At 59.1% G+C, this 24,930-nt stretch carries 25 protein-coding genes; 12 read left to right on the top strand and 13 right to left on the bottom strand.

Features of this window, described 5'->3' with window-relative positions; genetic code table 11:
• Window positions 1–6 precede the first annotated feature (6 nt).
• The 3 genes from AB4P94_RS23865 to pepN are packed head-to-tail and all read left to right on the top strand — an operon-like array spanning window position 7 to window position 3,764.
• Complete coding sequence (locus tag AB4P94_RS23865) at window positions 7–267, top strand: YeaC family protein (RefSeq protein ID WP_016972751.1); 261 nt, start codon at window positions 7–9, stop codon at window positions 265–267.
• On the top strand, window positions 264–1,094 hold the full coding sequence (locus tag AB4P94_RS23860; RefSeq protein WP_395607770.1) for a DUF2797 domain-containing protein: 831 nt from the start codon (window positions 264–266) through the stop codon (window positions 1,092–1,094). Before AB4P94_RS23865 ends, AB4P94_RS23860 begins: the two co-directional genes overlap by 4 nt.
• Before the next feature lie 12 nt (window positions 1,095–1,106).
• Window positions 1,107–3,764, top strand: coding sequence for an aminopeptidase N (pepN, locus tag AB4P94_RS23855; RefSeq protein ID WP_395607769.1), 2,658 nt, complete (start codon window positions 1,107–1,109; stop codon window positions 3,762–3,764).
• A gap of 46 nt (window positions 3,765–3,810) precedes the next feature.
• Here the strand turns inward: pepN and AB4P94_RS23850 are convergent, their stop codons facing one another.
• Window positions 3,811–4,857, bottom strand: a complete 1,047-nt coding sequence (locus tag AB4P94_RS23850; RefSeq protein ID WP_395607768.1) for an aldo/keto reductase — start codon at window positions 4,855–4,857, stop codon at window positions 3,811–3,813.
• Window positions 4,858–5,015: 158 nt separating this feature from the next.
• Here AB4P94_RS23850 and AB4P94_RS23845 point away from each other — a divergent pair, with 158 nt between their 5' ends.
• The 4 genes from AB4P94_RS23845 (at window position 5,016) to AB4P94_RS23830 (ending at window position 7,865) form a co-directional block, all read left to right on the top strand.
• Window positions 5,016–5,732 (top strand): helix-turn-helix transcriptional regulator, encoded by a 717-nt coding sequence (locus AB4P94_RS23845; protein ID WP_395607767.1) that lies wholly within the window; start codon window positions 5,016–5,018, stop codon window positions 5,730–5,732.
• A gap of 53 nt (window positions 5,733–5,785) precedes the next feature.
• Window positions 5,786–6,121 (top strand): nuclear transport factor 2 family protein, encoded by a 336-nt coding sequence (locus tag AB4P94_RS23840; protein WP_395607766.1) that lies wholly within the window; start codon window positions 5,786–5,788, stop codon window positions 6,119–6,121.
• 15 nt (window positions 6,122–6,136) lie between these two features.
• Window positions 6,137–7,243, top strand: coding sequence for a cell division protein ZapE (gene zapE / locus AB4P94_RS23835; protein ID WP_395607765.1), 1,107 nt, complete (start codon window positions 6,137–6,139; stop codon window positions 7,241–7,243).
• 130 nt (window positions 7,244–7,373) lie between these two features.
• Window positions 7,374–7,865: a GNAT family N-acetyltransferase gene (locus tag AB4P94_RS23830; RefSeq protein WP_395607764.1), complete on the top strand. Its 492-nt coding sequence runs from the start codon at window positions 7,374–7,376 to the stop codon at window positions 7,863–7,865.
• A 112-nt stretch (window positions 7,866–7,977) separates the two neighbouring features.
• On the opposite strand, the gene AB4P94_RS23825 is transcribed toward AB4P94_RS23830, so the two are convergent.
• The 4 genes from AB4P94_RS23825 to AB4P94_RS23810 form a co-directional block, all read right to left on the bottom strand.
• Entirely contained in the window at window positions 7,978–8,199 is a 222-nt protein-coding gene (locus AB4P94_RS23825) for a hypothetical protein (protein WP_395607763.1), read from the bottom strand.
• A gap of 152 nt (window positions 8,200–8,351) precedes the next feature.
• Window positions 8,352–10,589: a TonB-dependent siderophore receptor gene (locus AB4P94_RS23820; protein ID WP_395607762.1), complete on the bottom strand. Its 2,238-nt coding sequence runs from the start codon at window positions 10,587–10,589 to the stop codon at window positions 8,352–8,354.
• 130 nt (window positions 10,590–10,719) lie between these two features.
• Window positions 10,720–12,462, bottom strand: coding sequence for a phosphoethanolamine transferase CptA (locus AB4P94_RS23815; RefSeq protein ID WP_395607761.1), 1,743 nt, complete (start codon window positions 12,460–12,462; stop codon window positions 10,720–10,722).
• A gap of 153 nt (window positions 12,463–12,615) precedes the next feature.
• Window positions 12,616–12,792: a DUF6026 family protein gene (locus AB4P94_RS23810; RefSeq protein WP_395607760.1), complete on the bottom strand. Its 177-nt coding sequence runs from the start codon at window positions 12,790–12,792 to the stop codon at window positions 12,616–12,618.
• A gap of 268 nt (window positions 12,793–13,060) precedes the next feature.
• Here AB4P94_RS23810 and gnd point away from each other — a divergent pair, with 268 nt between their 5' ends.
• The 3 genes from gnd to AB4P94_RS23795 are packed head-to-tail and all read left to right on the top strand — an operon-like array spanning window position 13,061 to window position 16,394.
• Window positions 13,061–14,044 (top strand): phosphogluconate dehydrogenase (NAD(+)-dependent, decarboxylating), encoded by a 984-nt coding sequence (gnd, locus tag AB4P94_RS23805; protein ID WP_395607759.1) that lies wholly within the window; start codon window positions 13,061–13,063, stop codon window positions 14,042–14,044.
• Window positions 14,041–15,564 carry a glucose-6-phosphate dehydrogenase gene (zwf, locus tag AB4P94_RS23800; RefSeq protein ID WP_395607758.1) on the top strand — a complete coding sequence of 508 codons (1,524 nt, stop codon included), beginning with the start codon at window positions 14,041–14,043 and terminating at the stop codon, window positions 15,562–15,564. Before gnd ends, zwf begins: the two co-directional genes overlap by 4 nt.
• Window positions 15,561–16,394: a Cof-type HAD-IIB family hydrolase gene (locus AB4P94_RS23795; RefSeq protein WP_395607757.1), complete on the top strand. Its 834-nt coding sequence runs from the start codon at window positions 15,561–15,563 to the stop codon at window positions 16,392–16,394. The genes zwf and AB4P94_RS23795 overlap by 4 nt, the downstream gene beginning before the upstream one ends.
• Before the next feature lie 62 nt (window positions 16,395–16,456).
• Here AB4P94_RS23795 and AB4P94_RS23790 read toward each other — a convergent pair whose 3' ends face one another.
• Window positions 16,457–16,717 carry a hypothetical protein gene (locus AB4P94_RS23790; RefSeq protein ID WP_395607756.1) on the bottom strand — a complete coding sequence of 87 codons (261 nt, stop codon included), beginning with the start codon at window positions 16,715–16,717 and terminating at the stop codon, window positions 16,457–16,459.
• Between the two features lie 343 nt (window positions 16,718–17,060).
• On the opposite strand from AB4P94_RS23790, the gene AB4P94_RS23785 reads away from it, so the two are divergent.
• Entirely contained in the window at window positions 17,061–18,386 is a 1,326-nt protein-coding gene (locus tag AB4P94_RS23785; protein ID WP_395607755.1) for a sigma 54-interacting transcriptional regulator, read from the top strand.
• A gap of 105 nt (window positions 18,387–18,491) precedes the next feature.
• Here AB4P94_RS23785 and AB4P94_RS23780 read toward each other — a convergent pair whose 3' ends face one another.
• The 7 genes from AB4P94_RS23780 to AB4P94_RS23750 all read right to left on the bottom strand — a co-directional run bounded on the left by AB4P94_RS23780 (window position 18,492) and on the right by AB4P94_RS23750 (window position 24,488).
• On the bottom strand, window positions 18,492–19,802 hold the full coding sequence (locus AB4P94_RS23780; protein WP_395607754.1) for a hypothetical protein: 1,311 nt from the start codon (window positions 19,800–19,802) through the stop codon (window positions 18,492–18,494).
• Between the two features lie 49 nt (window positions 19,803–19,851).
• Window positions 19,852–20,601, bottom strand: a complete 750-nt coding sequence (locus AB4P94_RS23775) for a hypothetical protein (protein WP_395607753.1) — start codon at window positions 20,599–20,601, stop codon at window positions 19,852–19,854.
• Between the two features lie 37 nt (window positions 20,602–20,638).
• Window positions 20,639–21,292, bottom strand: a complete 654-nt coding sequence (locus tag AB4P94_RS23770) for a C39 family peptidase (RefSeq protein ID WP_395611381.1) — start codon at window positions 21,290–21,292, stop codon at window positions 20,639–20,641.
• Between the two features lie 86 nt (window positions 21,293–21,378).
• The gene (locus tag AB4P94_RS23765; RefSeq protein WP_395607752.1) at window positions 21,379–22,071 is read right to left on the bottom strand and encodes a heme utilization protein; all 693 of its coding nucleotides are present in this window, start codon (window positions 22,069–22,071) and stop codon (window positions 21,379–21,381) included.
• A 67-nt stretch (window positions 22,072–22,138) separates the two neighbouring features.
• On the bottom strand, window positions 22,139–22,702 hold the full coding sequence (locus AB4P94_RS23760; RefSeq protein WP_395607751.1) for an adhesin: 564 nt from the start codon (window positions 22,700–22,702) through the stop codon (window positions 22,139–22,141).
• Window positions 22,699–23,163, bottom strand: a complete 465-nt coding sequence (locus AB4P94_RS23755) for a hypothetical protein (protein WP_395607750.1) — start codon at window positions 23,161–23,163, stop codon at window positions 22,699–22,701. The genes AB4P94_RS23760 and AB4P94_RS23755 overlap by 4 nt, the downstream gene beginning before the upstream one ends.
• A gap of 329 nt (window positions 23,164–23,492) precedes the next feature.
• Window positions 23,493–24,488 (bottom strand): FecR family protein, encoded by a 996-nt coding sequence (locus AB4P94_RS23750; protein ID WP_395607749.1) that lies wholly within the window; start codon window positions 24,486–24,488, stop codon window positions 23,493–23,495.
• Window positions 24,489–24,641: 153 nt separating this feature from the next.
• Between AB4P94_RS23750 and AB4P94_RS23745 the strand changes: the two genes are divergently transcribed.
• Window positions 24,642–24,911, top strand: a complete 270-nt coding sequence (locus AB4P94_RS23745) for a PepSY domain-containing protein (protein ID WP_395607748.1) — start codon at window positions 24,642–24,644, stop codon at window positions 24,909–24,911.
• Window positions 24,912–24,930 lie beyond the last annotated feature (19 nt).

The raw sequence follows: 24,930 nt of genomic DNA, 5'->3' as shown, positions 1-24,930 counted from the left end.
AGCCTTATGTCCTCTTTTGCTGAAATGATTGAAAACATCACCCCGGATATCTACGAGAGCCTCAAGCTCGCGGTGGAAATCGGTAAATGGTCCGATGGCCGCAAGCTCACTGCCGAGCAGCGCGAACTGTCGCTGCAAGCGGTGATCGCCTGGGAAATCCAGAACCTGCCGGAAGACCAGCGCACCGGCTACATGGGCCCGCAGGAATGCGCGTCGAAATCGGCACCGGTGCCGAACATCCTGTTCAAGTCGGATGCGATCCATTGATTGAAATCGGTCGCGGTGCAGTCAACAAAATGTCGGCGCAGCTCGGTGAGCCGACGGTTCAATACGCGTTTCGCCTGGGCGATACTGAAGTGCCGGTCAACCCCTTGATCGGCACGCATGTGCGCCTGGAGTATCTCGGTGCCATCCATTGCAGCCACTGTGGCCGCAAAACCAAAACCAGCTTCAGCCAGGGTTATTGCTACCCGTGCATGACCAAACTGGCCCAGTGCGACCTGTGCATCATGAGCCCCGAACGTTGCCATTACGACGCCGGTACGTGCCGTGATCCGGGCTGGGGCGAAAAATTCTGCATGACCGACCACGTGGTGTACCTGGCCAACTCGTCGGGCATCAAGGTCGGGATTACCCGGGCGACTCAACTGCCGACCCGCTGGCTCGACCAGGGCGCGAGCCAGGCGTTGCCGATCATGCGCGTGGCCACGCGCCAGCAATCGGGTTTCGTCGAAGACCTGTTTCGCAGCCAGGTGGCGGACAAGACCAACTGGCGTGCGTTGCTCAAGGGCGATGCCGAGGCCGTCGACCTCATGCAAGTGCGCGACGAGCTGTTCGCGTCCTGTGCCGAAGGCTTGCTCGGTTTGCAGGAACGCTTTGGCCTGCAGGCCATCCAACCGGTAACCGACATTGAACCGATCGAAATTCGCTACCCGGTAGAGCAATATCCCACGAAGATTGTCAGCTTCAACCTGGACAAGAACCCGATTGCCGAAGGCACGCTGCTGGGGATCAAGGGCCAATACCTGATCTTCGACACCGGCGTTATCAATATTCGTAAATACACGGCCTACCAGCTCGCCGTGCATCAGTAAAAGGACGAAGCCATGCGCACCGAACAGCCGAAGATGATTTACCTGAAGGACTATCAGGCGCCGGACTACCTGATCGAAGAGACGCACCTGACCTTCGAGTTGTTCGAGGACCACAGCCTGGTCCACGCGCAGCTGGTGATGCGCCGCAACCCCGAGCGCGGCGCCGGCTTGCCGCCACTGGTGCTGGATGGCCAGCAACTGGAGCTGCTGAGCGTCAACCTGGCCGACCAGGAGCTGACGGCCGCTGACTATCAGCTGACCGAAAACCACCTTACGGTGCAGCCGAAAAGTGAGACCTTCACCCTCGACACCACGGTGAAGATCCACCCGGAAACCAACACCGCGCTGGAAGGCCTGTACAAATCCGGCAGCATGTTCTGTACCCAGTGCGAGGCCGAGGGCTTTCGCAAAATCACTTACTACCTCGACCGCCCGGACGTGATGAGCACCTTCACCACCACGGTGATCGCCGAGCAGCACCGCTACCCGATACTGCTGAGCAATGGCAACCCGATCGCCAGCGGCCCCGGTGAAGACGGCCGCCATTGGGCGACCTGGGAAGATCCGTTCAAAAAGCCCGCGTACTTGTTTGCGCTGGTGGCCGGTGATTTGTGGTGCGTCGAAGACACGTTCACCACCATGACCCAGCGTGAAGTGGCGCTGCGCATCTATGTCGAGCCGGAAAATATCGACAAGTGCCAGCACGCCATGACCAGCCTGAAAAAATCCATGCGCTGGGACGAGGAAACCTACGGCCGCGAGTACGACCTCGACATCTTCATGATCGTGGCCGTGAACGACTTCAACATGGGCGCCATGGAAAACAAGGGGCTGAATATCTTCAACTCCAGCGCCGTGCTGGCGCGCGCCGAAACCGCCACCGACGCCGCGCACCAGCGGGTCGAGGCGATTGTGGCGCACGAGTATTTCCACAACTGGTCGGGCAACCGCGTGACCTGCCGCGACTGGTTCCAGCTGTCGCTCAAAGAAGGCTTCACCGTGTTCCGTGATTCGGGCTTTTCTGCCGATATGAACTCGGCCACGGTCAAGCGTATCCAGGACGTGGCCTACCTGCGCACCCACCAGTTTGCCGAAGACGCCGGCCCGATGGCCCACGCGGTGCGCCCGGACAGCTTTATCGAGATCTCCAACTTCTACACCCTGACCGTGTACGAAAAGGGCTCGGAAGTGGTCGGCATGATCCATACCTTGCTCGGTGCCGAGGGCTTTCGCAAAGGCAGCGACCTGTACTTTGAGCGTCATGACGGCCAAGCCGTGACGTGCGACGATTTCATCAAGGCCATGGAAGATGCCAACGGTGCCGATCTGAGCCAGTTCAAACGCTGGTACAGCCAGGCCGGGACGCCACGTTTGGCGGTCAGCGAGTCCTACGACGCCGTGGCAAAAACCTACAGCCTGACCTTCCGCCAGAGCTGCCCGCAAACCCCGGACAAGGTGGAAAAACTGCCGTTCGTGATCCCGGTGGAGTTGGGCTTGCTGGACGGGAAGGGCGCCGGTATCGCCTTGCGCCTGGCCGGTGAAGCCACCGCCGGTGGCACGTCCCGTGTGATTTCGGTCACCGAAGCCGAACAGACGTTCACCTTTGTCGATGTCAACGAACAGCCGTTGCCTTCGTTGCTGCGTGGTTTCTCGGCGCCGGTGAAACTGAGCTTCCCGTACAACCGCGACCAGCTGATGTTCCTGATGCAACACGACAGCGACGGCTTCAACCGTTGGGATGCCGGCCAGCAACTGGCGGTGCAGGTGTTGCAGGAGTTGGTTGGCCAACATCAGGCGGGCCAGCCGCTGAAGCTGGACCAGCGCTTGATCACGGCCTTGCGCAGCGTGTTGAGTGACGAGCGCCTGGATCAGGCGATGGTGGCTGAAATGCTGTCGCTGCCGGGTGAGGCTTACCTGACCGAGATCAGCGAAGTGGCTGACGTCGATGCCATCCACGCCGCCCGCGAGTTCGCGCGCAAGCAACTGGCTGACAACCTGCACGAAGCACTGTGGCTGCGTTACACCGCCAACCGTGATTTGTCCAAGCGTACGCCTTATGTGGCGGCCGCCGAGCACTTTGCCCGGCGTGCGTTGCAGAACATTGCGCTGTCGTACCTGATGCTCAGCGCCAAGCCTGAAGTGCTGGCTGCCACCCTGGAACAGTTCGACACCAGCGACAACATGACCGAGCGCCTCACTGCACTGGCCGTGCTGGTAAATTCGCCGTTCGAGGCAGAGAAAGCCCAGGCTTTGGCGGTGTTTGCCGAGAACTTCAAGGACAACCCGCTGGTCATGGACCAGTGGTTCAGCGTGCAGGCCGGCAGCACCTTGCCGGGCGGGCTGGAACGGGTCAAGGCGTTGATGGAGCACTCGGCGTTCACGATCAAGAACCCAAACAAGGTGCGTGCATTGATCGGCGCGTTTGCCGGGCAGAACCTGATCAACTTCCATGCGGCGGATGGCTCGGGCTATCGCTTCCTGGCGGACCTGGTGATCCAGTTGAATGGTTTCAACCCGCAGATCGCCTCCCGTCAACTGGCGCCGCTGACCCGCTGGCGTAAATATGATGGCGCGCGGCAGGCGTTGATGAAGGCCGAACTGGAGCGCATTCGTGCATCCGGTGAGCTGTCGAGTGATGTGTTTGAGGTGGTCAGCAAGAGCCTTGCCTGATCGTCATGCATAAAAAAACGGCCCTTGCGGGCCGTTTTTTTTCGTCTCAAATAACCGGTGGGCGGGGCGTGTTATCGCCCTGTTCGAGAGGGAATCGCTCCGAGATGATGCCATGGGGCACGCCCAGTGGTATGGCGCTGGCTGAGTCGAGGTGAGTGACCTGTTCCGCTGACAGTTGCACATTCAACGCGCCAAGGGTGGCATCCAATTGCTCGCGGGTGCGCGAGCCGAGGATGGGGATCAGCGCGGTGGTCGAGCGCCGGGCTTTTTCGCGCAGCCAGGCGATGGCAACGTGGGTGGGTGAGACGCCCAATTCGGCGGCGACCGCTAGCAGCGCGTCGAGCACCGCGGTTTCCCGCGTGCTTGTTTCAGCGTGGATCAACATACCGAGTTTGTTGGCGCGGTTGTCACCCTGACTGTCACGGTATTTGCCAGTGAGGAAGCCGCCGCCCAATGGCGACCACAAGGTGGCGGCCAGGCCCAGGGCTTCGGCCATCGGCAGCAGTTCACGGTCAGCTGAACGTTCGGCCAGGCTGTATTCCAGCTGGACGCCGACGATGGGTGCGAAGCTGCGCACTTCGGCCAGCAAGTCGGCACGGGAGATGCGCCAGGCGGGGAAGTTGGAAAGGCCTGCGTAGTGGATCTTGCCGGCGCGCACCAGGTCGTCGAAACCGCGCAGGATCTCTTCCATCGGCGTGACGTTGTCGCTCATATGGGCCCAGAGCAGGTCGATGTGGTCTGTGTTCAAACGCTTGAGGCTTTCTTCGACGGCACGCACCATGTTCTTGCGGTTGTTGCCGATCTTGATCGTGTCAGCATCCGAGGGCTGGGTGCGCAGGGTGTATTTGGTGGCAACCACTAGGTTGTCACGCTCCGAAGCGATGAACTCACCGAGCAGCACTTCGGCCTGGCCAAATTGATAGCCGTTGGCGGTGTCGAGGAAGTTGCCGCCGGCCTCAAGGTAGCCATCGAAAATCCGTTTGGCCTCATCACGCGCAGCGCCATGGCCCCAACCTGTGCCGAAATTGCCCGTGCCCAGCGCCAGTTCCGATACCTGCAAGCCGCTGCGGCGGCCAAAGACTTTATTGCGCATGCAAGACTCCTGACACTTCAGATTATTTAAATGTTTGGTGACATGTAATTAATATGATCTTGGTAATTTATTTCGTCAAGACGCTTTTTTTCTGCTGACAATTTCTGACAGGGCGCTCTGCTAAGCTGCGGGACTTTTTCCTTTTCGGCGGGATCAACGTGTCGCGAACCACTCGTCTACTGACTTTGTTGCAGGCCCTGCGCGGCAAAAAACGCCCGGTGACTGCGGCCGTATTGGCCGCGCAGCTGGAAGTGTCCGAACGCACGCTGTACCGCGATATCGCCGAATTGACCGCCCTCGGTGCACCGATTTTTGGCGAAGCGGGCGTAGGGTATGTGCTGCGCAGCGGTTTGTTTTTGCCGCCTTTGATGCTCAACGCCGAGGAGACCGAAGCCATCGTGCTGGGGTTGCGCTATGTGGATCAGCGGGGTGACGACGTGCTGAGCCGTGCTGCCGCCAATGCCTTGGCCAAGATTGCCGATGTCCTCGACCCCGCAGCTCAGGAAGCGCTGCGTAACCCGACATTGCTGCCGGGGCCGCCGGGTTTTGGTTACCCGGAAAACCGCGTGCCGCTGAACGTGTTTCGTGATGCCATCCGGCATCAGGCCAAGCTGCATATCGATTATGCGGATGCCAGCCAAACCCAGAGCCAGCGCCTGATCTGGCCGCTGGCCCTGGGCTTTCTCAATGAGGTGCGGGTGATTGTGGCCTGGTGCGAATTGCGCGGTGCCTATCGCACCTTTCGTACCGACCGGGTAGCGGCTGCCGACGCCAGGGGGGAGCGCTATCCCGGGCGACGCAGTGACCTGCTGCGAGGCTGGCGCAAGCTGATGGAGCAGAATGAAAGCGGGCCGTTCACTCCTGACAAAAACTGACACGTCCCTGGCTTAGCATGGCAACACAAATCATCAAAACAAGGAGCTGTGCCATGTCCGTTTCAGAACTGGCCCCGGCCATCCAGGCCTATATCGCGGCTGCCAATGCCCGCGACACCTCTGCGGTTGCCCAGTGCTTTGCCGACGATGCCAATGTGTTCGATGAGGGCGAGCATCAGGTCGGTCCTGCCGCCATCGCACGCTGGATGGAGGATACCGGTCGGCGCTATCAGCCACGGGTTGAAGTGCTGAACGTGCAGCATCGCACCGGTAAGGTGCTGGTCAGCAACATTGTTTCCGGCAACTTTCCCGGCAGCCCGTTGGAGCTGCGCTACACCTTTCGCTTGAACGAGCAGGGCAAGATTTCACGGCTGGATATTTCCCTGTAAGTCATACTGCTCTGCATGAATTTCGACTCGCCCCTCGCGGCCTACAGACATGCCATCGCCCAGCAGGGCTTCGTGCCCGACGATGCCCAGCGCCGGGCAGTTGACGCCCTGCAAGCTTGCCACGAGGCTTTGCACAAGGGGCGTGCGCCGATCAAGGGTGTGTACTTGTGGGGCCCGGTAGGCCGTGGCAAGACCTGGCTGATGGACCAGTTTTATCAAACTCTGCAAGTGCCCGCGCGGCGCCAGCACTTTCATCACTTCATGGGCTGGGTGCATCAGCGTTCGTTTCAGCTCACGGGCACCCAGGACCCGTTGCGGGCCCTGGCCCGTGAGTTGAGCGCAGATGTGCGGGTGTTGTGTTTCGACGAGTTGTTCGTCAACGACATTGGCGATGCAATCATTCTTGGCCGCTTGTTCCAGGTGATGTTCGAGCAAGGTGTGGTGATGGTCTGTACCTCCAATCAGCCGCCCGACCAGCTGTACGCTGGCGGCTTCAACCGCGAGCGCTTCCTGCCAGGTATCGAGGCTATCGAACGAAACATGCAGGTGGTCGCGGTGGACGGCGAAGAAGATCACCGTTTGCACCCGGGGGCAGGCGTGCAGCGCTATTGGGTCAACCAACCGGAGGCACTGGCTGCTGTATTCCGGCAGTTGAGTGAGGGGCAGGCGGTGAGCAGCGGGCCGGTCAGTGTCGGCTACCGTTCCATTGAGGCTGTGCATTGCACCGACACCCTGCTGTGGTGCCGCTACGCCGACCTGTGCGAACAACCCTTGGCAGCCATGGATTTCATGCTGCTGTGCGATCGCTTCAAAGCGATCCTGCTGGGTGATGTGCCTGACCTCAGTGCGCAAAAACGTCCGGCGCGGATTGCGCGTGGCACCGAAGATGCCGTGGAGCGCGTGCTGGCGGGTGATCGCGAGCTCCCGGAGTTGTCGGTGCACGATGACAGCGTACGGCGCTTCATCGCGTTGGTGGATGAATGCTACGACCGCAAAGTACCGCTGTTCATCGACGCTCGGGTGCCGTTGCAAAGCCTCTACACCGAGGGCTACCTGGCGTTCGCGTTCCGCCGCACGTTGAGTCGTTTGCAAGAGATGCAGCTGCAACGTTTTGGGGCTTGAGAACCCCGCACTTTCTGTCTTTTCTGACGGGCATTTGTCGTTAATCTCCTTCATCTCTCGGGTGTTCCCCGCTTACAATCGCCCACTTCAAAGGGAACTGACTCCCTTGTGGTCGTTATTGAGGAAGGCAATGGACACCCCTGACATCCTGGTGCTGCAGGCCAGCTACTCCAACGCTGTGCACGCCGAGGCCATCCGCCTGGTGCTCAATCATTACGCTGAAGACCCTATGGGCGGCGGCCACACGTTGCCGGCGGACCTGTTGCAGCAACTGCCTGCTGAACTGGCCAAGCGCCCTCACGCATTCAGTGTGTTGGCGTTCGTCGGCGGTGAACCGGCGGGATTGGTCAATTGTTTCGAAGGGTTCTCGACCTTTGCTTGTCGCCCGCTGGTCAACATCCACGACGTAGTGGTCATGAATCAGTTTCGAGGGCTGGGGTTGAGCCAGAAAATGCTGCAGAAGGTCGAAGAAATCGCCCGTCAGCGTGGCTGCTGCAAGATCACGCTTGAAGTGCTCGAAGGCAATGACGTGGCGCAGTCGGCGTACAGAAAGTTTGGCTTTGACGATTCGGTATTTGATCCAAAGCATGGGCGTATGCTGTTCTGGAACAAGTCGTTTTAATAAAAAAAAGCAAAAAAAAAGGCGCCATTAAATGGCGCCAAGTTAGCCTTTGCCAACGGAGCGGGATGGCACAGGGTCTTGCGGATTAACTAAACATTAACTGAAAATTAAATCAGCTGTTGGGTTGTTGCTCTGCATTTTTTTGTTCAACAGTATTGCTCTTGAGGCTCTTGCCGTCAGCCATTGCAGTCTGTTGTTTGTTGCCGTGAGTTTGTTGTTGCACGAAGGTGAAGTCCTTGTAGAACTGCTTGGAACGCTCTGAACCGCCTTCGGCGAAGGCAGCTGCGGAAGTCAGTGTCATAAGGCCGGCAATCATCAGAGTCGAAAGTTTCATCGTCGGTGTTCCCATAAAAGTGTGATCGGTGTCTGTTCTCTCGGATCAGACTCGTGGGGCCGATTATGTGAGGGGTTGATTAAGCGAAGCTTAACTGATGAACCTCCAAACTTAACAAATGCGTTAAGTTTGGAGGCGATGCAGGGGCGGGGTTATAGCTTCCAATCCAATGCGAGCGTGATAGAGCGCGGGTCTCCCCAATAAACACCATTATAAAAACCAACGCGTTCGTAATATTTTTTATCAAATAGATTGTTGACGTTAATCGACGCTGAAACATGTTCGTCGAACTGGTAGCGCGACATCAGGTTGACCACGGTGTAAGCCTGTTGTGTGATCCGGGTGCGCTCGGTAATCAGGTTGCCCTGTGCATCCCTGGCGCCGGTCGGCCGCCTGGCAAAGTCATGGAAGTCGCTCTGCCAATTCACTGCGCCGCCGACCGTCAACCGGCGCCATTCCCCTGGCAAGCGGTAAGCTGTCGACACCTTCAGCAGGTTCAACGGCTGGCCGGTGTTGTTCCGCTGCTTGTCGCCGTTCACTGAGTGGGTGTAGGTGTAGCCTGCCGTGAGGTTCCAATCCTGCATGACCTCACCCGACACCTCCATCTCAAAGCCTTGCACTTTGTTGCCTTTGCCGCCGGATTTGTAGAACTGCTCGCCGGTTTTCGGATCTGGCGCAGCCGAGTTGTCGAGTTCGGCGACATTGTCCTGGGTGCTCCAGAAGAAGGCAGTCGCCAGATTCAGGCGCTCGTTGAGCAGGCTGCCCTTGAGGCCGACTTCATAGTTGCTGCCCACCACCGGTTCCAGGTATTTCTTGCTGGCGTTGCGTTCATCCTGTGGGTTGAAGATGTCGGTGTAGCTGGCATATACGGTGTATTCAGGGGTGATGTCGTAAAGCAGGCCGGCATACGGCGTCCACATGTCGTTGTGGGCCTGGCGGTTTTTTGCGGAACTGATCAGCTGGTTGTTGGTGTTGTAGTCGGGTTCGACACTTTCAATTTCCCAGCTGCCGTATCGGCTGCCGAGCACGGCGTGAAAACGCTCGGTCAGGCTCAGGCGTGTGGCGAGGTAGCCCGCCTTCTGTTTTTTGCTGGCATGTTCGCCCTTAAGTCCGGTGGTGCGGTCGGCAAACTTGGGGATGCCGCCCATGTGTTGCCAATCCTTGATGGTGACGTAGTCCCTCGTTTCGTCATAGCGCTGGAACGGCGAGGAATCGCGCTGCTCGGATTCGCCATAGCCAACCATGAGCTCATGCTCGCGCCCCAGCAGCGAGTACGAGCCTGCCAGGTTGAAATCCACCACGTCCATTTTCGAGGTGCCGGTCATCTGGCTGGTCCAGGCCGTCATGCCACTGCCGTCCGGGTTGGGCGCGCCCGCGCCGCCGTAGTACACCTTGCCGTCGGAATCGCTTTGGCGGTGGGTGTAGGCCGCTTTCAGGCGCCAGTCGGCAGACAGCTTGTGGTCGATGGAGGCAAAGGTGGTCTTGTCTTTGAGCGGCCAGGAGCTCCAGTGCGCGGCCAGGTTGGCGGAGCGATGCAGCTTGGCTTGGCTGCCATCACTGTTCCAATAGGGCAGGGTGCCCCAGGAGCTGCCTTGTACATGTTTGTTCTGGTAGTCAAAACCCACAGTGACCAGCGTATCGTCCGTCAGGTCGCCTTCGAGAATGCCGTAGCCTACTTCCCGCTGCAGCGCGTAATTGTCGCGAAAGGATTGGCTGTCACGGTAAGCCAGCACCGTGCGCCCGCGCAGGCGCCCATCAAATGCCAGGGGGCCGCCCACATCCACGTAGCTGTAGTAATTATCATGGCTGGCGCCGCTGGCGCCGGCCTGGGCCTGCCATTGGGCGGTGGGGCGCTTGCGGATCATGTTGACGGTGGCGGAGGGGTCGCCGGCGCCGGTGGTCAGGCCGGTAGCGCCACGCACGACCTCGATGCGGTCATAAATGATGGTGTCGGCATCGGGCTTCATGCGCCCGTAAGTGCTGAGCATGCCGTCAATCTGGTAGTTATTGATCGAGTAACCACGCGATGAGTAACCGACCCGGTCCGAGTCGAGGTGCTGCACGGTCACACCGGTCGTCTGGCGCAGGACGTCGGTGAGGGTGTTGAGGTTGAAGTCGTCCATCTGCTGGCGGGTGATCACCGAGATGGATTGCGGGGTTTCCTTGAGCGACAGGTTCAGGCGCGTCGCGGTGCTCATGGCGCCTGTGGTGTAGGAACCGGTGTGCTCGGTTGTGGTGCCCAGGCCTTCGGCGGTGATGCTGGTAGCCCCCAGCTCAAGGGCTTTGGCGGGAAGGTGTTCGGGGTCGGTCTCGGCCAGCAGGTCAGGGCTCAAGGCTACGCTGAACAGGCCGAGGGTAAAGGTCATGGAACGGGTAAAGGGCGCGAGCATCGCGACGGACTCCTTGTCGTCTTTTTCGCCTTCTCGGAAAGAAAAGGCGTTGGCTCAAAGACGAAAGGAGGCGCGGAACTTTAGGCTCAAACGAGAATGATTGTTATCTTTCTGTTGCAGAGCATTGAAACTACTTGGCCACCACTTCGGCAGGGTCGGCCTTTTTCGGCTTGATCAGGCTGAAGTCGATCAAGCCTTTTTTCTGGGCGATATAAGGGTCGCCAATGATCAAGGGGCGCGGCTTGAAGCTGTCGCTGACCAGGCTCTTGGTGCGGTCCCATTCATCGAAACTCAAGCCAGCCAGATCGGCCCAGGTGTGAATCAGTTGCGAGCTGCTGTAAGGCCGCTGCAGGTCGCTGGCAAAGCTCCAGTCATGGGTTTCGCGCCACTTTGGCGAGGCGTACGCCATGAACGGGATGGTGTACATCGGCGCCGTCGGCTTGCCTTCGTTGCGCCCGAGGGTGCTGTGGCCTGCCGAGTCGAACACGTCTTCGCCGTGATCCGACAGGTACAGCAGGAAACCGTTGGGGTCAGTCTTGGCGTAGTCCTTGATCAGGCTGGACACCACGAAGTCGTTATACAGCACGGCGTTGTCGTAGCTGTTGTAAGTGGGCAACTGCTCGTCGCTCACGCCCGCTGGAACGCCTTGGCGATCGGTGAATTTGTCGAAGGTCGGCGGGTAGCGGTACTGGTAGCTCATGTGCGTACCGAGCAAATGCACCACGATGAATTTGCGTTCGGCGGGGTCGGCCAGCGCCTTGGCGAACGGCGCCAGTACGTCGCCGTCGTATTGGCGAGCGTTCTGGTTGCGGTTGTTGTTCAGGTACACCTGCTCGTCGGCCTGTTCGGAAAAGGTTGTCAGCATGGTGTTGCGCTTGGTCATGGTCTGCTGGTTGGTGATCCAGTAGGTCTTGTAGCCGGCTTGCTTCATCACGCTGACAATCGACGGCGTCTTGAGGTACAGGTCCGGGTTCTCTTCGTCGGCGAAGGTCAGTACCTGTTGCAGCGCTTCAATGGTGTAGGGGCGCGGGGTGATGACGTTATTGAACACCGCCAGTTGGTCGCGCAACTTGTCCAGTTCCGGCGTGGTGTTGCGCGGGTAGCCATAGAGGCTCATGCGCTGGCGATTGGTGGATTCGCCGATCACCAGCACCAGGGTGGACGGCTGGCCGGCCATGGTGTCCTTGAGGTTTTTCAGGGGAGGAATCTGGCTGGCGCTGGTCAGCATGCCCTGCATGTTTTCCAGTTGCTCGGTGTAGCGACGGTAGGCCACGATCATCTGCCATGGCACCGCAGGCTCAACGCGGGACTCGAAGCCGTCAATGGCCAGTTCCATCGTCGGGTTGGTCGCAATCTGTTTCACCAGCGGATAGCCGACCACTGCCAGAACAATGGCGGTTGCGGCCAGGATGGACTGGCCTCTCGGCAGGTAAACCGGGCGCAGGCGGGTCCACAGGAAAACCGCCATGGCGGTGTGGGCAATAAACGCCAGCACGATCCACCAGGCAAAGTACTGGGTGGCGTACTCACCGGCTTCAGAGATGTTCGACTCGAACATGATGAAGATGACGCTTTGGGAAAATTCCTGCTGATAGATGAAGAAATAACCCAGGCTGGCCATGGAGCAGGCCCACAACACTACGCCGATAAGGGCGGCGAGCAAGCGTGTGCGGCGCGGGAACAGCAACATCGGCGCCAGCCACAACGCACTCAGGAAGAAGGCTTGGCGAAAGCCGCTGAAACCGGAGGTGCCGGTCAGCTGAATCAGGAGTTGGGTAATACCCGAGAAATACCAGAAGAACAGAAAAAGCCAACCCAGGCCGGCCCAATCAAAGCCTTTCGCAGACTTGGTGCTGCGTTTGAACATCGCCATCCAGAACTCCAACCCGAAAATTACTCAGTCGCCCCGCAGGAATGCGCGCAACAGTGGGCCGCCGCGTACGTGCGGCCCTATCTCGGCGGGAGTATCGGGAGGAGGATGTGAAAACTTCGTGAGTTATTTCTGAATGGTTCGTTCAGCTTACGTTCAGCAAAGGGCGGGTTGGGTGCCGGATGCCTGATTGATTTGTGCTTGCAAGTGTGAGCGCAGGCGCTGGACTTCCTGCTGCAGTTGGTCGCGTTCGTCTTTCAACTGACGCAACTCATCGCGACGGACGGTGACATAGAGGGTCTGTGGCGGGCGGGTCATCTGTGCTGTGCTCATTGCTTACCTCGCAAATAGCCGGTCAATCGCGTTGCCGGAACGCTTGAATCGGGGCGCTTGGCAACAGTCGAAGCAATTCTGAATTCTTTTTTGAGTCAATGGAACTTTTTTATTTTTGATGGTCGCTGTGACTTTTAGGGGGGTGATGGTGAAAGGATGGCCATTTTTTGTCATGAAACTCCACGGATCCGCTCTGGACTAACCCTCATTAGCCTCATTGCGCTATAAACTATGTCACACATTTTTTAGCAGTTAGGAGCATCAGCACATGCAACTGGGGATTATCGGACTAGGCCGCATGGGCGGTAACATTGCGCGGCGCCTGATGCTCAATGGGCATACCACCGTTGTATACGACCGTAACGAAGCCTTCGTCAAAGGCCTCAGCGAAGAGGGCGCCACGGGCGTCGCCGATTTGAAGGCCTTGGTCGCCGGGCTGCAAAAGCCTCGCGCCGTCTGGGTCATGCTGCCGGCAGGCGCACCTACCGAAGACACCATCACTACACTGAGCGAGCTGCTGGAAGCTGATGACGTGATCATCGACGGCGGCAACTCCATGTACAAGGATGACATCCGTCGTGCCAAAGCCCTGTCGGAAAAAGGCTTGCACTATGTGGACGTCGGCACTTCCGGCGGTGTCTGGGGGCTGGAGCGTGGCTATTGCATGATGATCGGCGGTGACGTCGAAGCCGTGCAGCGTCTCGACCCGATCTTCAAGAGCCTGGCCCCTGGCCTGGGCAGCATCCCGCGCACCAAGGACCGTTCCGCGTCGGCCGACCCTCGCGCCGAGCAAGGCTACATCCACGCAGGCCCGGCCGGTTCGGGGCACTTCGTGAAGATGATCCACAACGGCATCGAATACGGAATGATGCAGGCCTTCGCCGAAGGGTTTGACATCCTCAAGACCAAAAACTCGGAAAACCTGCCGGAACACGAGCGCTTCGACCTGAATGTGGCCGACATCGCTGAAGTCTGGCGCCGTGGCAGCGTGGTGTCGTCCTGGTTGCTGGACCTCACCGCCGACGCCCTGGCCACCGACCCGAAACTCGACGGTTACTCAGGCTCCGTGGCCGACAGCGGTGAAGGCCGCTGGACTATCGAAGCCGCCATGGAACAAGCGGTGCCGGTGCCGGTGCTGTCAACGTCCCTGTTCGCGCGCTTCCGTTCGCGTCAGCAAAGCACCTACGGTGACAAAATGCTCTCTGCCATGCGCTTCGGCTTTGGCGGCCATGTGGAGACTTCCAGAAAATGACCGCCAACGGCAAGAAATCCCAGGCCGAACCCGCTCCGCCCACCACACTGTTTCTGTTTGGCGCCCATGGCGACCTGGTCAAGCGCCTGCTGATGCCGGCGCTGTACAACCTCAGTCGCGACGGGCTGCTGGGCGACGGCCTGCGCATTGTCGGCGTTGATCACAACGCCATCAGTGACGCCGACTTTGCCAAGAAGCTCGAAGATTTCATCCGCACCGAAGCGGCGAGCAAGGTCCGGGGCAAAGGCGACGATGCCCTGGACCCGGAGTTGTGGGCCAAGCTGGCCAAAGGCATCAGCTACGTCGAGGGCGATTTCCTCGACGACAGCACCTATGCCGACATCGGCAAGAAGATCGCCGCCAGCGGTACCGGCAATGCGGTGTTCTACCTGGCCACCGCGCCGCGCTTTTTCAGTGACGTGGTGCAACGCCTTGGCAGCGCCGGGTTGCTCAATGAAACCGATGAGGGTTTCCGTCGCGTGGTCATCGAGAAGCCTTTTGGTTCCGACCTGGCCACCGCCGAAGCATTAAACGCGTGCCTGCTCAAAGTGATGAGCGAGAAGCAGATCTATCGCATCGACCATTACCTGGGCAAAGAGACGGTGCAGAACATTCTGATCAGCCGTTTCTCCAACGTGCTGTTCGAAGCCTTCTGGAACAACCATTACATCGACCACGTGCAGATCACGGCGGCGGAAACCGTCGGCGTGGAAACCCGGGGTAACTTCTTCGAGAAAACCGGCACCTTGCGCGACATGGTGCCCAACCATCTGTTCCAGTTGCTGGCGATGGTCGCCATGGAGCCGCCGGCGGCGTTTGGTGCCGACGCGGTGCGTGGCGAGAAGGCCAAGGTGGTCGGTGCCATCCGTCCCTGGTCCCTGGAAGATGCGCGGGCCAACTCGGTACGCGGCCAGTACACGGCCGGTGAGATCGGTGGCAAGTCGCTTCCCGGCTACCGCGAAGAAGCCAACGTCGCGCCCGACAGCAGCACCGAGACGTTTGTCGCCCTCAAGGTGATGATCGACAACTGGCGTTGGGTTGGTGTGCCGTTCTACCTGCGTACCGGCAAACGCATGAGCATTCGCGATACTGAAATCGTAATTTGCTTCAAGCACGCGCCCTATGCGCAGTTCCGTGATACCGACGTAGACGAACTCAAGCCCACGTACTTGAAAATCCAGATCCAGCCGAACGAAGGCATGTGGTTCGACCTGTTGGCCAAAAAGCCTGGGCCAACCCTGGAGATGGCCAATATCGAGTTGGGTTTCGACTACAAGGACTTCTTCGAGATGCAGCCGTCGACGGGGTACGAAACCCTGATTTACGACTGCATGACCGGCGACCAGACCTTGTTCCAGCGGGCCGACAACATTGAAAACGGTTGGCGCGCCGTGCAGCCTTTCCTGGATGCGTGGAAGGAAGATGACGGAATCCAGGCCTACAAGGCTGGTGAAGATGGCCCGGCGGCGGCTGACGCCTTGTTGGCCCGTGATGGCCGAACCTGGCATAGCCTCGGATGAGTGACGCAGCGATTCACCCCATCCGTTTTGTATTGAGTGACATGGACGGGACGCTGCTGCGCCCCGACCATACGCCCAGCCAGCGCACCATTGATGCAGTGCGCGCGCTGCGTGATGCCGGGGTGTTCTTCAGCCTGGCCAGCGGGCGACCGCCGAGGGCCATGATGCAGATGGCCGAGGCGTTTGGCGTTGACGTGCCGATTGCCGGCTTTAATGGTGGGACGCTCGTCAACCCCGACGGAAGCGTTCTGCTCGCACACCACCTGCCGGCAGAAGCGGCGCTGGTAGCGCTGGCGCTGTTTTCGGTAGAGCCGGACGTGGAAGTTTGGGTGTTTGCCGAGGGAGAGTGGCTGCGCCGTGATCCGCCGGGGCCGATGGTCGCCGTTGAAGCGGCGGGCCTGGGCTACGGGCCGCGGGTTGTGGAAAGTTTTGAGCCGTACCTGGATCGGGTCAACAAGATCGTCGCGGCCAGCCACAATGCGCCGTTGCTGGTAACGCTGGAAGCGCAGTTGCAACCCAAGGTGGAGGGGTTGGCCCATGTGTCGCGTTCACAGCCGATTTATCTGGACGTGACCGCGATGCTGGCCAACAAAGGCGACGCCTTGAAAACCCTCGCAGAGCACCTTGGCGTGCCGCTGGAACAAACCGTGGCGATAGGTGACGGTGGCAACGACCCGGCGATGTTTGAGGTGGCCGGGTTATCGATTGCCATGGGCCAGGCTGAAGAGGCGGTCAAGCGTCAAGCAACCGTCGTGACGGGCAGCAACCTCGAAGATGGCGCTGCCGAGGCCATTGAGCGGTTTATTCTTAGTTCCAAGCAAGCGCTGTAAGACGTTTAACTTCCGATCATTGTTTTTGCAGGCAGGCAATGATCGGAAGTTGCGGCAGCGCTTTACTTCGGCATTACCCATGACTGCAACTGATACCCATCTTTGTCGAGCTCTGCGCGCGCTTGCAACAACAAGTCTTCCAATTGTGCCGGGTCGGTATAAGTGCTCGACGACAGCTGTTTGCTGCCGATACGGGTATTGGTCCGGTCGATGACGCTCAGGCTCAGGGCGCCATGGCCATCGTGCCAGGCCACGCACTGAAAGGGCTGGAAAGCACGGTCTGCGATCAAAAGAGCTTCGTTGATGCGGAGCGGGGCGTTCATGGGGTCTTCTCTCTCAATGCCCATTCAAGTGAAGTGCCGGCGGTTGGGCTGACCGTGCGGCGGGTTACTTGTACTGATGCACGATGGCGGGGTACGGGTCACATATCAGGACAAGAAATTTCAACTTTCCGTGATGGGGGTCATGTAAGCGGCTGTTTTGAAAGCGCAATGAACTGTTCAAGCGTATTGGCTGTTTGCATTGAATTCAGGATAAACGGCTTTTTTCCAGCACTTATAGCGAAACGATACAAAGAGCGCGTCAATACCTTGCTAGTGTTAGCGGCAGGCCTCACAAACCGTTGTTTCTAAATAAATTTAACAATTTTGGCGCCAAGGAATAGTCATGGTTGTTACACCTGTCCAGCGTCGCTTGCTCGTGGTTGATCCCTGCGATGACTGCCATCGGCTGTTGCCAGGTTTGCGTGCTGCCGGGTGGGAAGTGGACAGCTGTGCCCTGGGTGCCGTAGGCGACCGTTCCTGTGATGTGGGGCTATTGCGCCTGCAGCCCGACCATCTGGAGCGCCCGGAAGCGGTCAAGGAGTTGATCAGCCGTAGCGGTACCGAATGGATCGCCGTGCTCAGCCAGGATGTGTTGCGCCTGCAAAATGTTGGCGATTTTGTCTGCGAATGGTTTTTCGACTTCCACACCTTGCCGTTTGACGTCTCCCGCGTGCAAGTCACCCTGGGGCGTGCCTTCGGCATGGCGCGTCTGCGCGGTAAAGGCCAGATGCTGGTCGATGAGCCCGCCCATGAGTTGCTCGGCGACAGCCGGCCCATCCGCGAACTGCGCAAGTTGCTCGCCAAGCTGGCCCCCACCGAGTCCCCGGTATTGATCCGGGGTGACAGCGGCACCGGTAAAGAACTGGTGGCGAAAACTTTGCACCGTCAATCCCAGCGCCATGCCAAGCCGTTTGTGGCGATCAACTGCGGTGCGATTCCCGAGCACTTGATCCAGTCCGAGTTGTTCGGCCATGAGAAAGGCGCGTTTACCGGCGCCCACCAGCGCAAGGTCGGGCGCATTGAGGCGGCCCATGGCGGTACCTTGTTCCTGGATGAAATCGGTGATTTGCCGATGGAACTGCAAGCCAACCTGCTGCGTTTCCTGCAGGAAAAACAGATTGAGCGTGTCGGTGGCAGCCAGCCCATCCCGGTGGATGTGCGCGTGCTGGCGGCCACTCACGTCGACCTGGAAGCGGCGGTCGAGAAGGGCACCTTTCGGGAAGACTTGTATTACCGCCTCAACGTGCTGCAAGTGATCACCGCCCCCTTGCGTGAACGCCATGGTGACGTGGCCATGCTGGCCAACCATTTCTCGCGTTTCTACAGCCAGGAAACCGGCCGCCGCCCGCGCAGCTTCAGCGAAGACGCCCTCGTCGCCATGGGCCAACACCCGTGGCCCGGCAACGTGCGCGAACTGGCCAACCGCGTACGCCGTGGCCTGGTGCTCGCCGAAGGACGTCAGATCGAAGCCGTTGATCTGGGATTGCAGGGCGAACAGGCAATTACACTACCGATGGCTACACTGGAAGACTACAAGCACCGCGCCGAACGCCAGGCGCTGTGTGATGTGCTCAACCGGCACAGCGACAATTTAAGCGTCGCCGCCCGTGTGCTCGGGGTTTCCCGGCCAACATTCTACCGGTTGCTGCACAAACACCAGATCCGCTAGGGCGGGTAAACCGAAAAGCCCCGCAACGACCCTTATCGTTGCGGGGCTTTTCCTTTGTGGTGAGCGGGCTCGCCCCGCGTTGGGCTGCGCAGCAGCCCCCTTCAATCAAAAGTAATACGGGAATTTCAGGCTGAACGTAAAGTCCGGCGCATCATCCGTCATACCAATCGACAGGTTCGGCACGATCGTCAGGTTCTCCGACGCAGCAATGGTCATACCCACGTTGAAATAACCCGCATTGGCGTCGCTGGAGACCACCGACTGCCAGTCCTGGCCGCTCTGTTTGATCTTGCTTTTGCGTTGCACGAGGTCGGACACCGAGAACGACATACTCATTTTCTCGTTGAGCGCAAAAGCTACCCCCACGCCGAGTTGAAAACTGTCGCCGAGGCTGATCTTGCCCGGAATTTTCTGGCCGACATTGGGGCTGATATCGCCAAACGATTCCTCGAAGTTGTGGGTGTACGACAGCGAGCCAAACAACACAGCCGGGTCGAAGGTTTTGACCAGGGAAATACCCGGCGTCACCGACCACACACCGTTACCCGTCGGCAGGCTTTCCGGCACGGCGAGGTTGTTGTTATTGGCCTGCTCAATCAGCTTGATGCCGTAGGGCTCCTGGCCAGTCGGGGCCTTGACCCGAACAGACACCACCGCGTCCGGCAGGCTGGCGCTTTCGTCGAGGAATTTGTAGGCAATGCCGAAGTTGACGTCGCCGATGGTCGGGTCTCGTGTGACGGACCCTTCCGACGTGGCGTTGGAGTCGCCGCCGGCGCCACCGGACTGGTAGGTCGACTCGCGATACACCACCGGCACGTTCAAGTCGAACTGCCAGCGATTGTCGAGGTTGTATCGGCCGGTCAGGTCCAGGGTCCAGCTATCGGACTTGATCCGGTCCAGGTTGAGGTTGCCCAGGAAGATCGAGTCCAGCGCCAGAAACCCGTTGAGGGACAACTGCCGCGCGTCATAGCGCGCGTAAGTGATGCCGGTTTCAAAGCTGAACTTGCCATTGCCGAAAAAGCCACTGGCCTCGTTGTAGAGGTTACTCACGCTTTGCGCCGGTGCCGAGTCGTCCTTGAGGCTTTGCCCATAGGAGCTGCCGCCTGCTGCGCCACCGGAAGCCGCGGCGGTTCCGACGCCCGTAGTGTGAGAGGCCACATTGGTGCCGCCTTTCTGGAAGTCGGCGGGTGACTTGGCCAGGCGTTTGGGCGCGGGAGTTGCCGGTTGATCTTCTACTTGTCGTACACGTTGCTCCAGTACGGCCAGTGCTTTTTGCTGCACTTCATAACGTTGTTTGAGTTCCAGCAGTTCCTGCTTCAGCGTTTCGATGTCGGCATCTGGCGCGGCATACAGCATGGACGCAGGAAGAAGCGTACTCAAACAAACCACGGCACGTAGCGATAACGATCGATGCATGAAATAAGCCGTCCCTTTCTAATGCGTAAGTGTCGTGGCTCAGCGTAGTTCAATAACCGGAAGTGCGTAGGCCTTTGAGTTGTTCCAGGTTCAGGCTCTGGGTGATGTTGTTCAGCCCGTTGTTGCCCAGCACGACATTGAGCTGGGTCATGTTTGAAATCGCGTTGAAGTCGCCTTTGATAATGGTGCCTTGGCTGACTGCGCCGCCACCGATCTGCTGCAAGACACTGCCTTGGTTATTGTTGGCCAGAAGCGCCATTTGTAACCCGCCGTTTTGCGCCGAGACCGTCACCTGGCCTGCCGCCGTGCCGCCAGTAATCGGCTGGCCCGCCATCAACGCCTGGCCCGATTGCACATAGTTGGCAGGCGCCAGGCCGTTTTTGCTCACATTGATGTCGACGCCATTGGTGGCGGTGTTGCCATCCCCGGCGGCACGCACGCTTTGCACAACGCCTTGGCCGGAGCCGAGGCCCGAGCCGCCCACAACGGTGCCGGAGCCGTCAGGTTGTTTGATCACGCCGTTGCCATCGTGGCCGGTGATCTGCACATAAAACTGTGGCGTGACAGTGGAGGAGCTGACCTGCATATTGGCCGTGCCGGTGACGGTTGCGCCGGCGGCGTTGGTCCAGGTGGTACTCATCACAAGGCCAAAGCTGACAATGCGCCCCGGCATCACATACCGCCCGCGCAGCTCGGCCATTTCCGAATCCTTGAGTTCGATCGGCTTGAATGGCGATGACGCATAAGCCGGTACAGAGGCTGCCAGGCACAGGGCCGTCAGCCAGCTTCGAGTGTTCATCGTTTGCTCCGAGGGCGTCCTGCCCCTTATTGCGCTTCTAGAAGAAGTCGCTTTGGATAAAACCGAAGTCCATCAATTCGCTGTCGCGTACCGGGCTGAACTCGTTCAACTGGTTTTTCGCCGTCAGCGGAGCACGCGGGGTGAGCAGGGCGTTGGTCTTGTCGTAGCCCTCGCCGATCACCGCGAACACGATGCCGTTCCAGCCTTTGACGAAATCGTCCTTGGCATAGCGTTTGTTGCCCAGCACGGGGTCGCCGATATACGCCCAGTCCTTGTCGGTGCGCTGCAATACGACGAAATGCTTGTAGCCGCGAATGTCCAGCAGCACCACTACCGGGACTTTCACGGTCACCAGCACTTCAGGGGTGATGCGGTAGCCTTTGGCGCGCATGTTGATGCTTTCCAGGTAGCGCTTCATGTCGAGCATGGAGAAACCCTGGGTGCGCACCAGATCCTGGTCGGCGTTGACCAGCATGCCCTTGATGACGTGCTCTTCATCCACGTCCATCCAGAAGGCCTGGCGCAAGATCGTCGCCAGTGCGGCGGCGCCGCAGCTGAAATCGGTTTTCTGTTCCACCAGGTTGGCGAATTTGCGCTCGCGGATGCTCTCGACCTTTTTGTACATCAACCCGCCGCCGGGCATGACGATAGCCACTTGCCCGGCCATGGCCTGGCCGGTGAGTACGAACATAAGGAGGAAGGCAACGAGGCGCATGATCGTATGACCTGTTGGACACTGGAAATAAAAAGGGCCTTGTCTCCAAGGCCCGATCTGGATCAGAAGCGAGTGGTGGATTGCACGACTACGTTGTTCTGGCCCTGGTTGTTGCTGCCCGACAGAGTGTTGGAGTTCGAGATACCCGAGCTGTAGTTCATCGAGTTGTTCACGCTGGCGTTGTTCACGACTGGTTTGGTGCTCCAGCCATGGCCGCTGCTCAGGTTGAGGACCAGGTTGCCGGACACGTCCTGCACACCGGTGACGGTTGCAGCGCCGCCACTGCCGTCTTTGTTGGACTGTACAACGGTGCTGTTGCTGCCTTGGTTGGAGTTACCCGCCGCCGCGTTCAACTGGATGATGCCCGAGGCGTTGTTGCCGCTGTCGTTGAGCGAAGCGTTGTTTTTGGTGCCGCTGTTGACCACCAGGTTGCCGGTGTTCGATTGGGCGGAGTTCACCGAGGCAAACACGAAATCGGCATCGGCAGACTGCACGACCACGTCGTTTTTGCCTTGGTTGTTGTCACCGCTCAGCACGTTGCCGTTGGCCACGCCGCTGATGTGGTTGTAGGACTCATTGGCCGAGGCGTTGTTTTTGGTTTTGTCATTGAGCACCACGTTGCCATGGTTGCTTTGACCATCCGCAGCGGCCGCAGTCGCCGAAGTAGGCGTGTGAGGGCCACTGGCCTGAGCAGCAACAGCCATGAGCGCAGCGAGAGCGAAAGCCAGTGGTTTAAGAGCCATTGAAGTTTTCATGGTGTATCTCCTTGCTTCTATTTAGTTGGTTAAGTGTTGGTACTTTCCAGCAGTCGACTCAGCTCCATCAGTTGAGTCGTAGATTCAGGGTGTTAGCCACTCGGTTCCCCACCCCGGCGCTCTGGTTGACCTGTACCACTCCACGGCTGCCGGTGAAGGCCTGGTCACTGGTAGTGACTTGGCGGCTGCCAGTGGTAGCGTTCAAACCCGAGTCTGTTGCAAGCGCAACGTTCTGTTGCGACATCACGCTGTCGTCGATGCTTTGCGGGCCAGCATTCACGCTGATACGCACGGCATTGATCATCTGGTTCTGGGCCCCGGCGGACTGGTTGACACTCAGTGCGCCGCTGCCGTTACTGAAAGAGTTGCCCTGGATCGACGCGTTGGCGTTCAGGGAGCGGTCGGCAGGTGCGCCGCTGATTTTTTGCGTGACGCTGATGTTCGACTGGGCGTTGCGGCCCGCTGAGAGGGCGACGTTGTTGCTCAGCTGTTGCTGGTCACCGGCGCCCTGGTTGATCAGGACTACGCCGTTGTATTGCTTGCCGGAGTTATCAATGGTCGAGTTGTTGTTGCTGTCGGCCATCGCGGCTGAGCAAATGAATGTCGCCAGAAGGATCAGGGAACGGTTCATTTCATCGCCCCCCCGATCATGCCGCCGAGGTTGTTCAGCGGGGCGAGGCCGCGTGATACCGCACCGTTGACCGTGCCCGAGATACCACCGCCGCTGCCACCGCCGCCCAGGCTGGCCGCACCACCCGTGCCCAGGCCGTTTGCGTTGCCGAGCGTGTTCAGGCCGTTGAGGGTGCCGTTGGGCATGAGGGTGCGATTGATGCTTGCGCCAGTGGCGATGCCGGCAATGTCGTTATCGTTGAGCTCGTTGCTGACCGCGCGGTTGATCTGTGTCGAGGGGTTGGCATTGACGGTGGTGGGGTTGGGGTCCATGCCGCGTGAGCGGCCGATCACATAAGGGTGCACCTGGCGTTCCAGAACAATCACACCATCACCCGCCGCAAGCACCGGAATGCTCACGCTGGCACTCAATGCACAGCTGATCAGCAGGAGGCTCAGTGAGCCCGGATTGTGTGTGTCCACGGCAATGTTCCTTATTCTTCGCGCTGACCCTAAACAGCGCTGTAAGGGACAGAGCAGAACGCGTGCCGGTTTTTATTTATTGTTGTTATTCAATGCCTTGCCAATAAAACCAAGCGACGTGACACTCGCTGTGTTTCACCGTTGAGACAACACCTGCCCGGGCGGGCATGCGCGGCAACGCCGCGTCGAGTCCTTCAGGCTGTATCAGCGGTGTAACAGTGCCCATGACAAAATGATGAATCCGCATCACGCGGGCGGTTCAAGGGAGGGGGGTGTTTCAAAAATGGACACTGTGGGCGCGAACCTGCCCTGTGGGGCAGGACGCAGGGTCAGCCTTTCGGCGCTTTACGCGGGATGGCGTTGAGCACGGGGTTGCCGTCCTGGTTCTGGGTCAGGTAGACCGGCAAAACCTTGGGCAGGGAGGGGACGAGGTTATTGACCTCATTGATGTTGTAGATCCCGCCGATACGAATCGCCCCGGTTGTGGCGTCTGCCAGCATCACCGGTTTGTTCAGGTAGCGGTTGATCAGCGGCAATGCGTCGGCCAGCGCCAGGTTGTCGAGGATCAGCTTGCCGCTTCGCCACGCCAACGCGGTGTCATTCGGGTTGAACGGCTGGACCTCGGGGCTGCTGTCGCCCAGATGGTAGCTGGCCTGCATGCCGGGGCTCAGCGGTACACTGGCGTGCAATTTATCGCTGGCCACCTGCACCGAGCCTTCGAGCAGCATCACCCGAACCTGGTCTTCGTACTTCCAGACGTTGAACTGGGTGCCGGTTACGCGGACGCTGCCGTCGCCGGCATACACGATGAAAGGGTGCTCACGGTCATGGCTGACCTTGAAAAACGCCTCGCCCTTTTTCAGCGTGACCCGGCGCTGGTCCTTGTAGTTGCTGTACACCAGTTCCGTGCCCAGGTTCAGTTCCACCTGGCTGCCGTCGCTCAGTGTGACCTGGCGCAAGCCGCTGGTGGCTTCGACATGTTGGTAGGCATTGGGCAGCCAACCCGCTTCCCAACCCGTGAACGCGGCCAGCGGAAGGGCTGCCAGGCATACAGCGGCGGCCACGGCATAGGTGCGCAATCGGCTGCGGTGTTTGACAGGCACTACAGTCGAGGCGGGTTCATGGCGTGGCAAATGGTCAGCCACGTCCCAGATTTCGAGCATGGCCGCGTATTCGAATGCATGCAGTGGATGCGCATTGTGCCACTGTTCAAAGGCTTGCCGTTCCTTGGAGGTACAATCGCCCGCGTGCAGCCGCATGCACCAATGCGCAGCGGCGTCGGTGATGGCGTCATATTCGGCTTCTGAAACAGACTTTTCGGTCATTTACTCATCCTGATTTCGCACATTCTAACCCCCACAGGTCGATGGCGAGAACAGCCGTCATGGCGATTGCACATCAATTGGAACTTATTCTCGTTTGGAAATGCCTGAATTATTCGGGACATGAGTCCGATATTCACTGGATGGAGTACAAACATGCTGAAGAAAACCTTAGCCGCCCTGTGTGCAACCACCGCCTTGCTCAGCGCCGGCGCAGCCCTGGCCGACAAGCCGGGCGCCGGCTGGATTCCAATCGAGAAGGCCATTGAAACCGCCAAGACCAAGGCCGGTTACGTCGAGGTGTATGCCGCCGAGGCCGACAACGACGGTTACTGGGAAGTCAAAGGCCGCAAGTCCGACGGCGTGGTGTACGAAGCACGCATCGACGGCGCTTCCGGCAACATTCTGCGTGACCAGAAAGACTGATGGAAACCTTCGCGGGGCT

This window comes from Pseudomonas sp. B22129, assembly GCF_044218875.1.
Lineage (GTDB): Bacteria > Pseudomonadota > Gammaproteobacteria > Pseudomonadales > Pseudomonadaceae > Aquipseudomonas.
This window is presented reverse-complemented; position numbering and strand designations above follow the sequence as displayed.

Excerpts from the sequence above, each read along its gene's own strand:
- AB4P94_RS23865 (WP_016972751.1), top strand. The coding sequence starts at position 7 with ATGTCCTCTTTTGCTGAAATGATTGAAAACATCACCCCGGATATCTAC.
- pepN (WP_395607769.1), top strand. The coding sequence starts at position 1,107 with ATGCGCACCGAACAGCCGAAGATGATTTACCTGAAGGACTATCAGGCG.
- AB4P94_RS23850 (WP_395607768.1), bottom strand. The coding sequence starts at position 4,857 with ATGCGCAATAAAGTCTTTGGCCGCCGCAGCGGCTTGCAGGTATCGGAA.
- AB4P94_RS23840 (WP_395607766.1), top strand. The coding sequence starts at position 5,786 with ATGTCCGTTTCAGAACTGGCCCCGGCCATCCAGGCCTATATCGCGGCT.
- zapE (WP_395607765.1), top strand. The coding sequence starts at position 6,137 with ATGAATTTCGACTCGCCCCTCGCGGCCTACAGACATGCCATCGCCCAG.
- AB4P94_RS23830 (WP_395607764.1), top strand. The coding sequence starts at position 7,374 with ATGGACACCCCTGACATCCTGGTGCTGCAGGCCAGCTACTCCAACGCT.
- AB4P94_RS23825 (WP_395607763.1), bottom strand. The coding sequence starts at position 8,199 with ATGAAACTTTCGACTCTGATGATTGCCGGCCTTATGACACTGACTTCC.
- AB4P94_RS23820 (WP_395607762.1), bottom strand. The coding sequence starts at position 10,589 with ATGCTCGCGCCCTTTACCCGTTCCATGACCTTTACCCTCGGCCTGTTC.
- AB4P94_RS23815 (WP_395607761.1), bottom strand. The coding sequence starts at position 12,462 with ATGGCGATGTTCAAACGCAGCACCAAGTCTGCGAAAGGCTTTGATTGG.
- AB4P94_RS23810 (WP_395607760.1), bottom strand. The coding sequence starts at position 12,792 with ATGAGCACAGCACAGATGACCCGCCCGCCACAGACCCTCTATGTCACC.
- gnd (WP_395607759.1), top strand. The coding sequence starts at position 13,061 with ATGCAACTGGGGATTATCGGACTAGGCCGCATGGGCGGTAACATTGCG.
- zwf (WP_395607758.1), top strand. The coding sequence starts at position 14,041 with ATGACCGCCAACGGCAAGAAATCCCAGGCCGAACCCGCTCCGCCCACC.
- AB4P94_RS23795 (WP_395607757.1), top strand. The coding sequence starts at position 15,561 with ATGAGTGACGCAGCGATTCACCCCATCCGTTTTGTATTGAGTGACATG.
- AB4P94_RS23790 (WP_395607756.1), bottom strand. The coding sequence starts at position 16,717 with ATGAACGCCCCGCTCCGCATCAACGAAGCTCTTTTGATCGCAGACCGT.
- AB4P94_RS23785 (WP_395607755.1), top strand. The coding sequence starts at position 17,061 with ATGGTTGTTACACCTGTCCAGCGTCGCTTGCTCGTGGTTGATCCCTGC.
- AB4P94_RS23780 (WP_395607754.1), bottom strand. The coding sequence starts at position 19,802 with ATGCATCGATCGTTATCGCTACGTGCCGTGGTTTGTTTGAGTACGCTT.
- AB4P94_RS23775 (WP_395607753.1), bottom strand. The coding sequence starts at position 20,601 with ATGAACACTCGAAGCTGGCTGACGGCCCTGTGCCTGGCAGCCTCTGTA.
- AB4P94_RS23770 (WP_395611381.1), bottom strand. The coding sequence starts at position 21,292 with ATGTTCGTACTCACCGGCCAGGCCATGGCCGGGCAAGTGGCTATCGTC.
- AB4P94_RS23765 (WP_395607752.1), bottom strand. The coding sequence starts at position 22,071 with ATGAAAACTTCAATGGCTCTTAAACCACTGGCTTTCGCTCTCGCTGCG.
- AB4P94_RS23760 (WP_395607751.1), bottom strand. The coding sequence starts at position 22,702 with ATGAACCGTTCCCTGATCCTTCTGGCGACATTCATTTGCTCAGCCGCG.
- AB4P94_RS23750 (WP_395607749.1), bottom strand. The coding sequence starts at position 24,488 with ATGACCGAAAAGTCTGTTTCAGAAGCCGAATATGACGCCATCACCGAC.
- AB4P94_RS23745 (WP_395607748.1), top strand. The coding sequence starts at position 24,642 with ATGCTGAAGAAAACCTTAGCCGCCCTGTGTGCAACCACCGCCTTGCTC.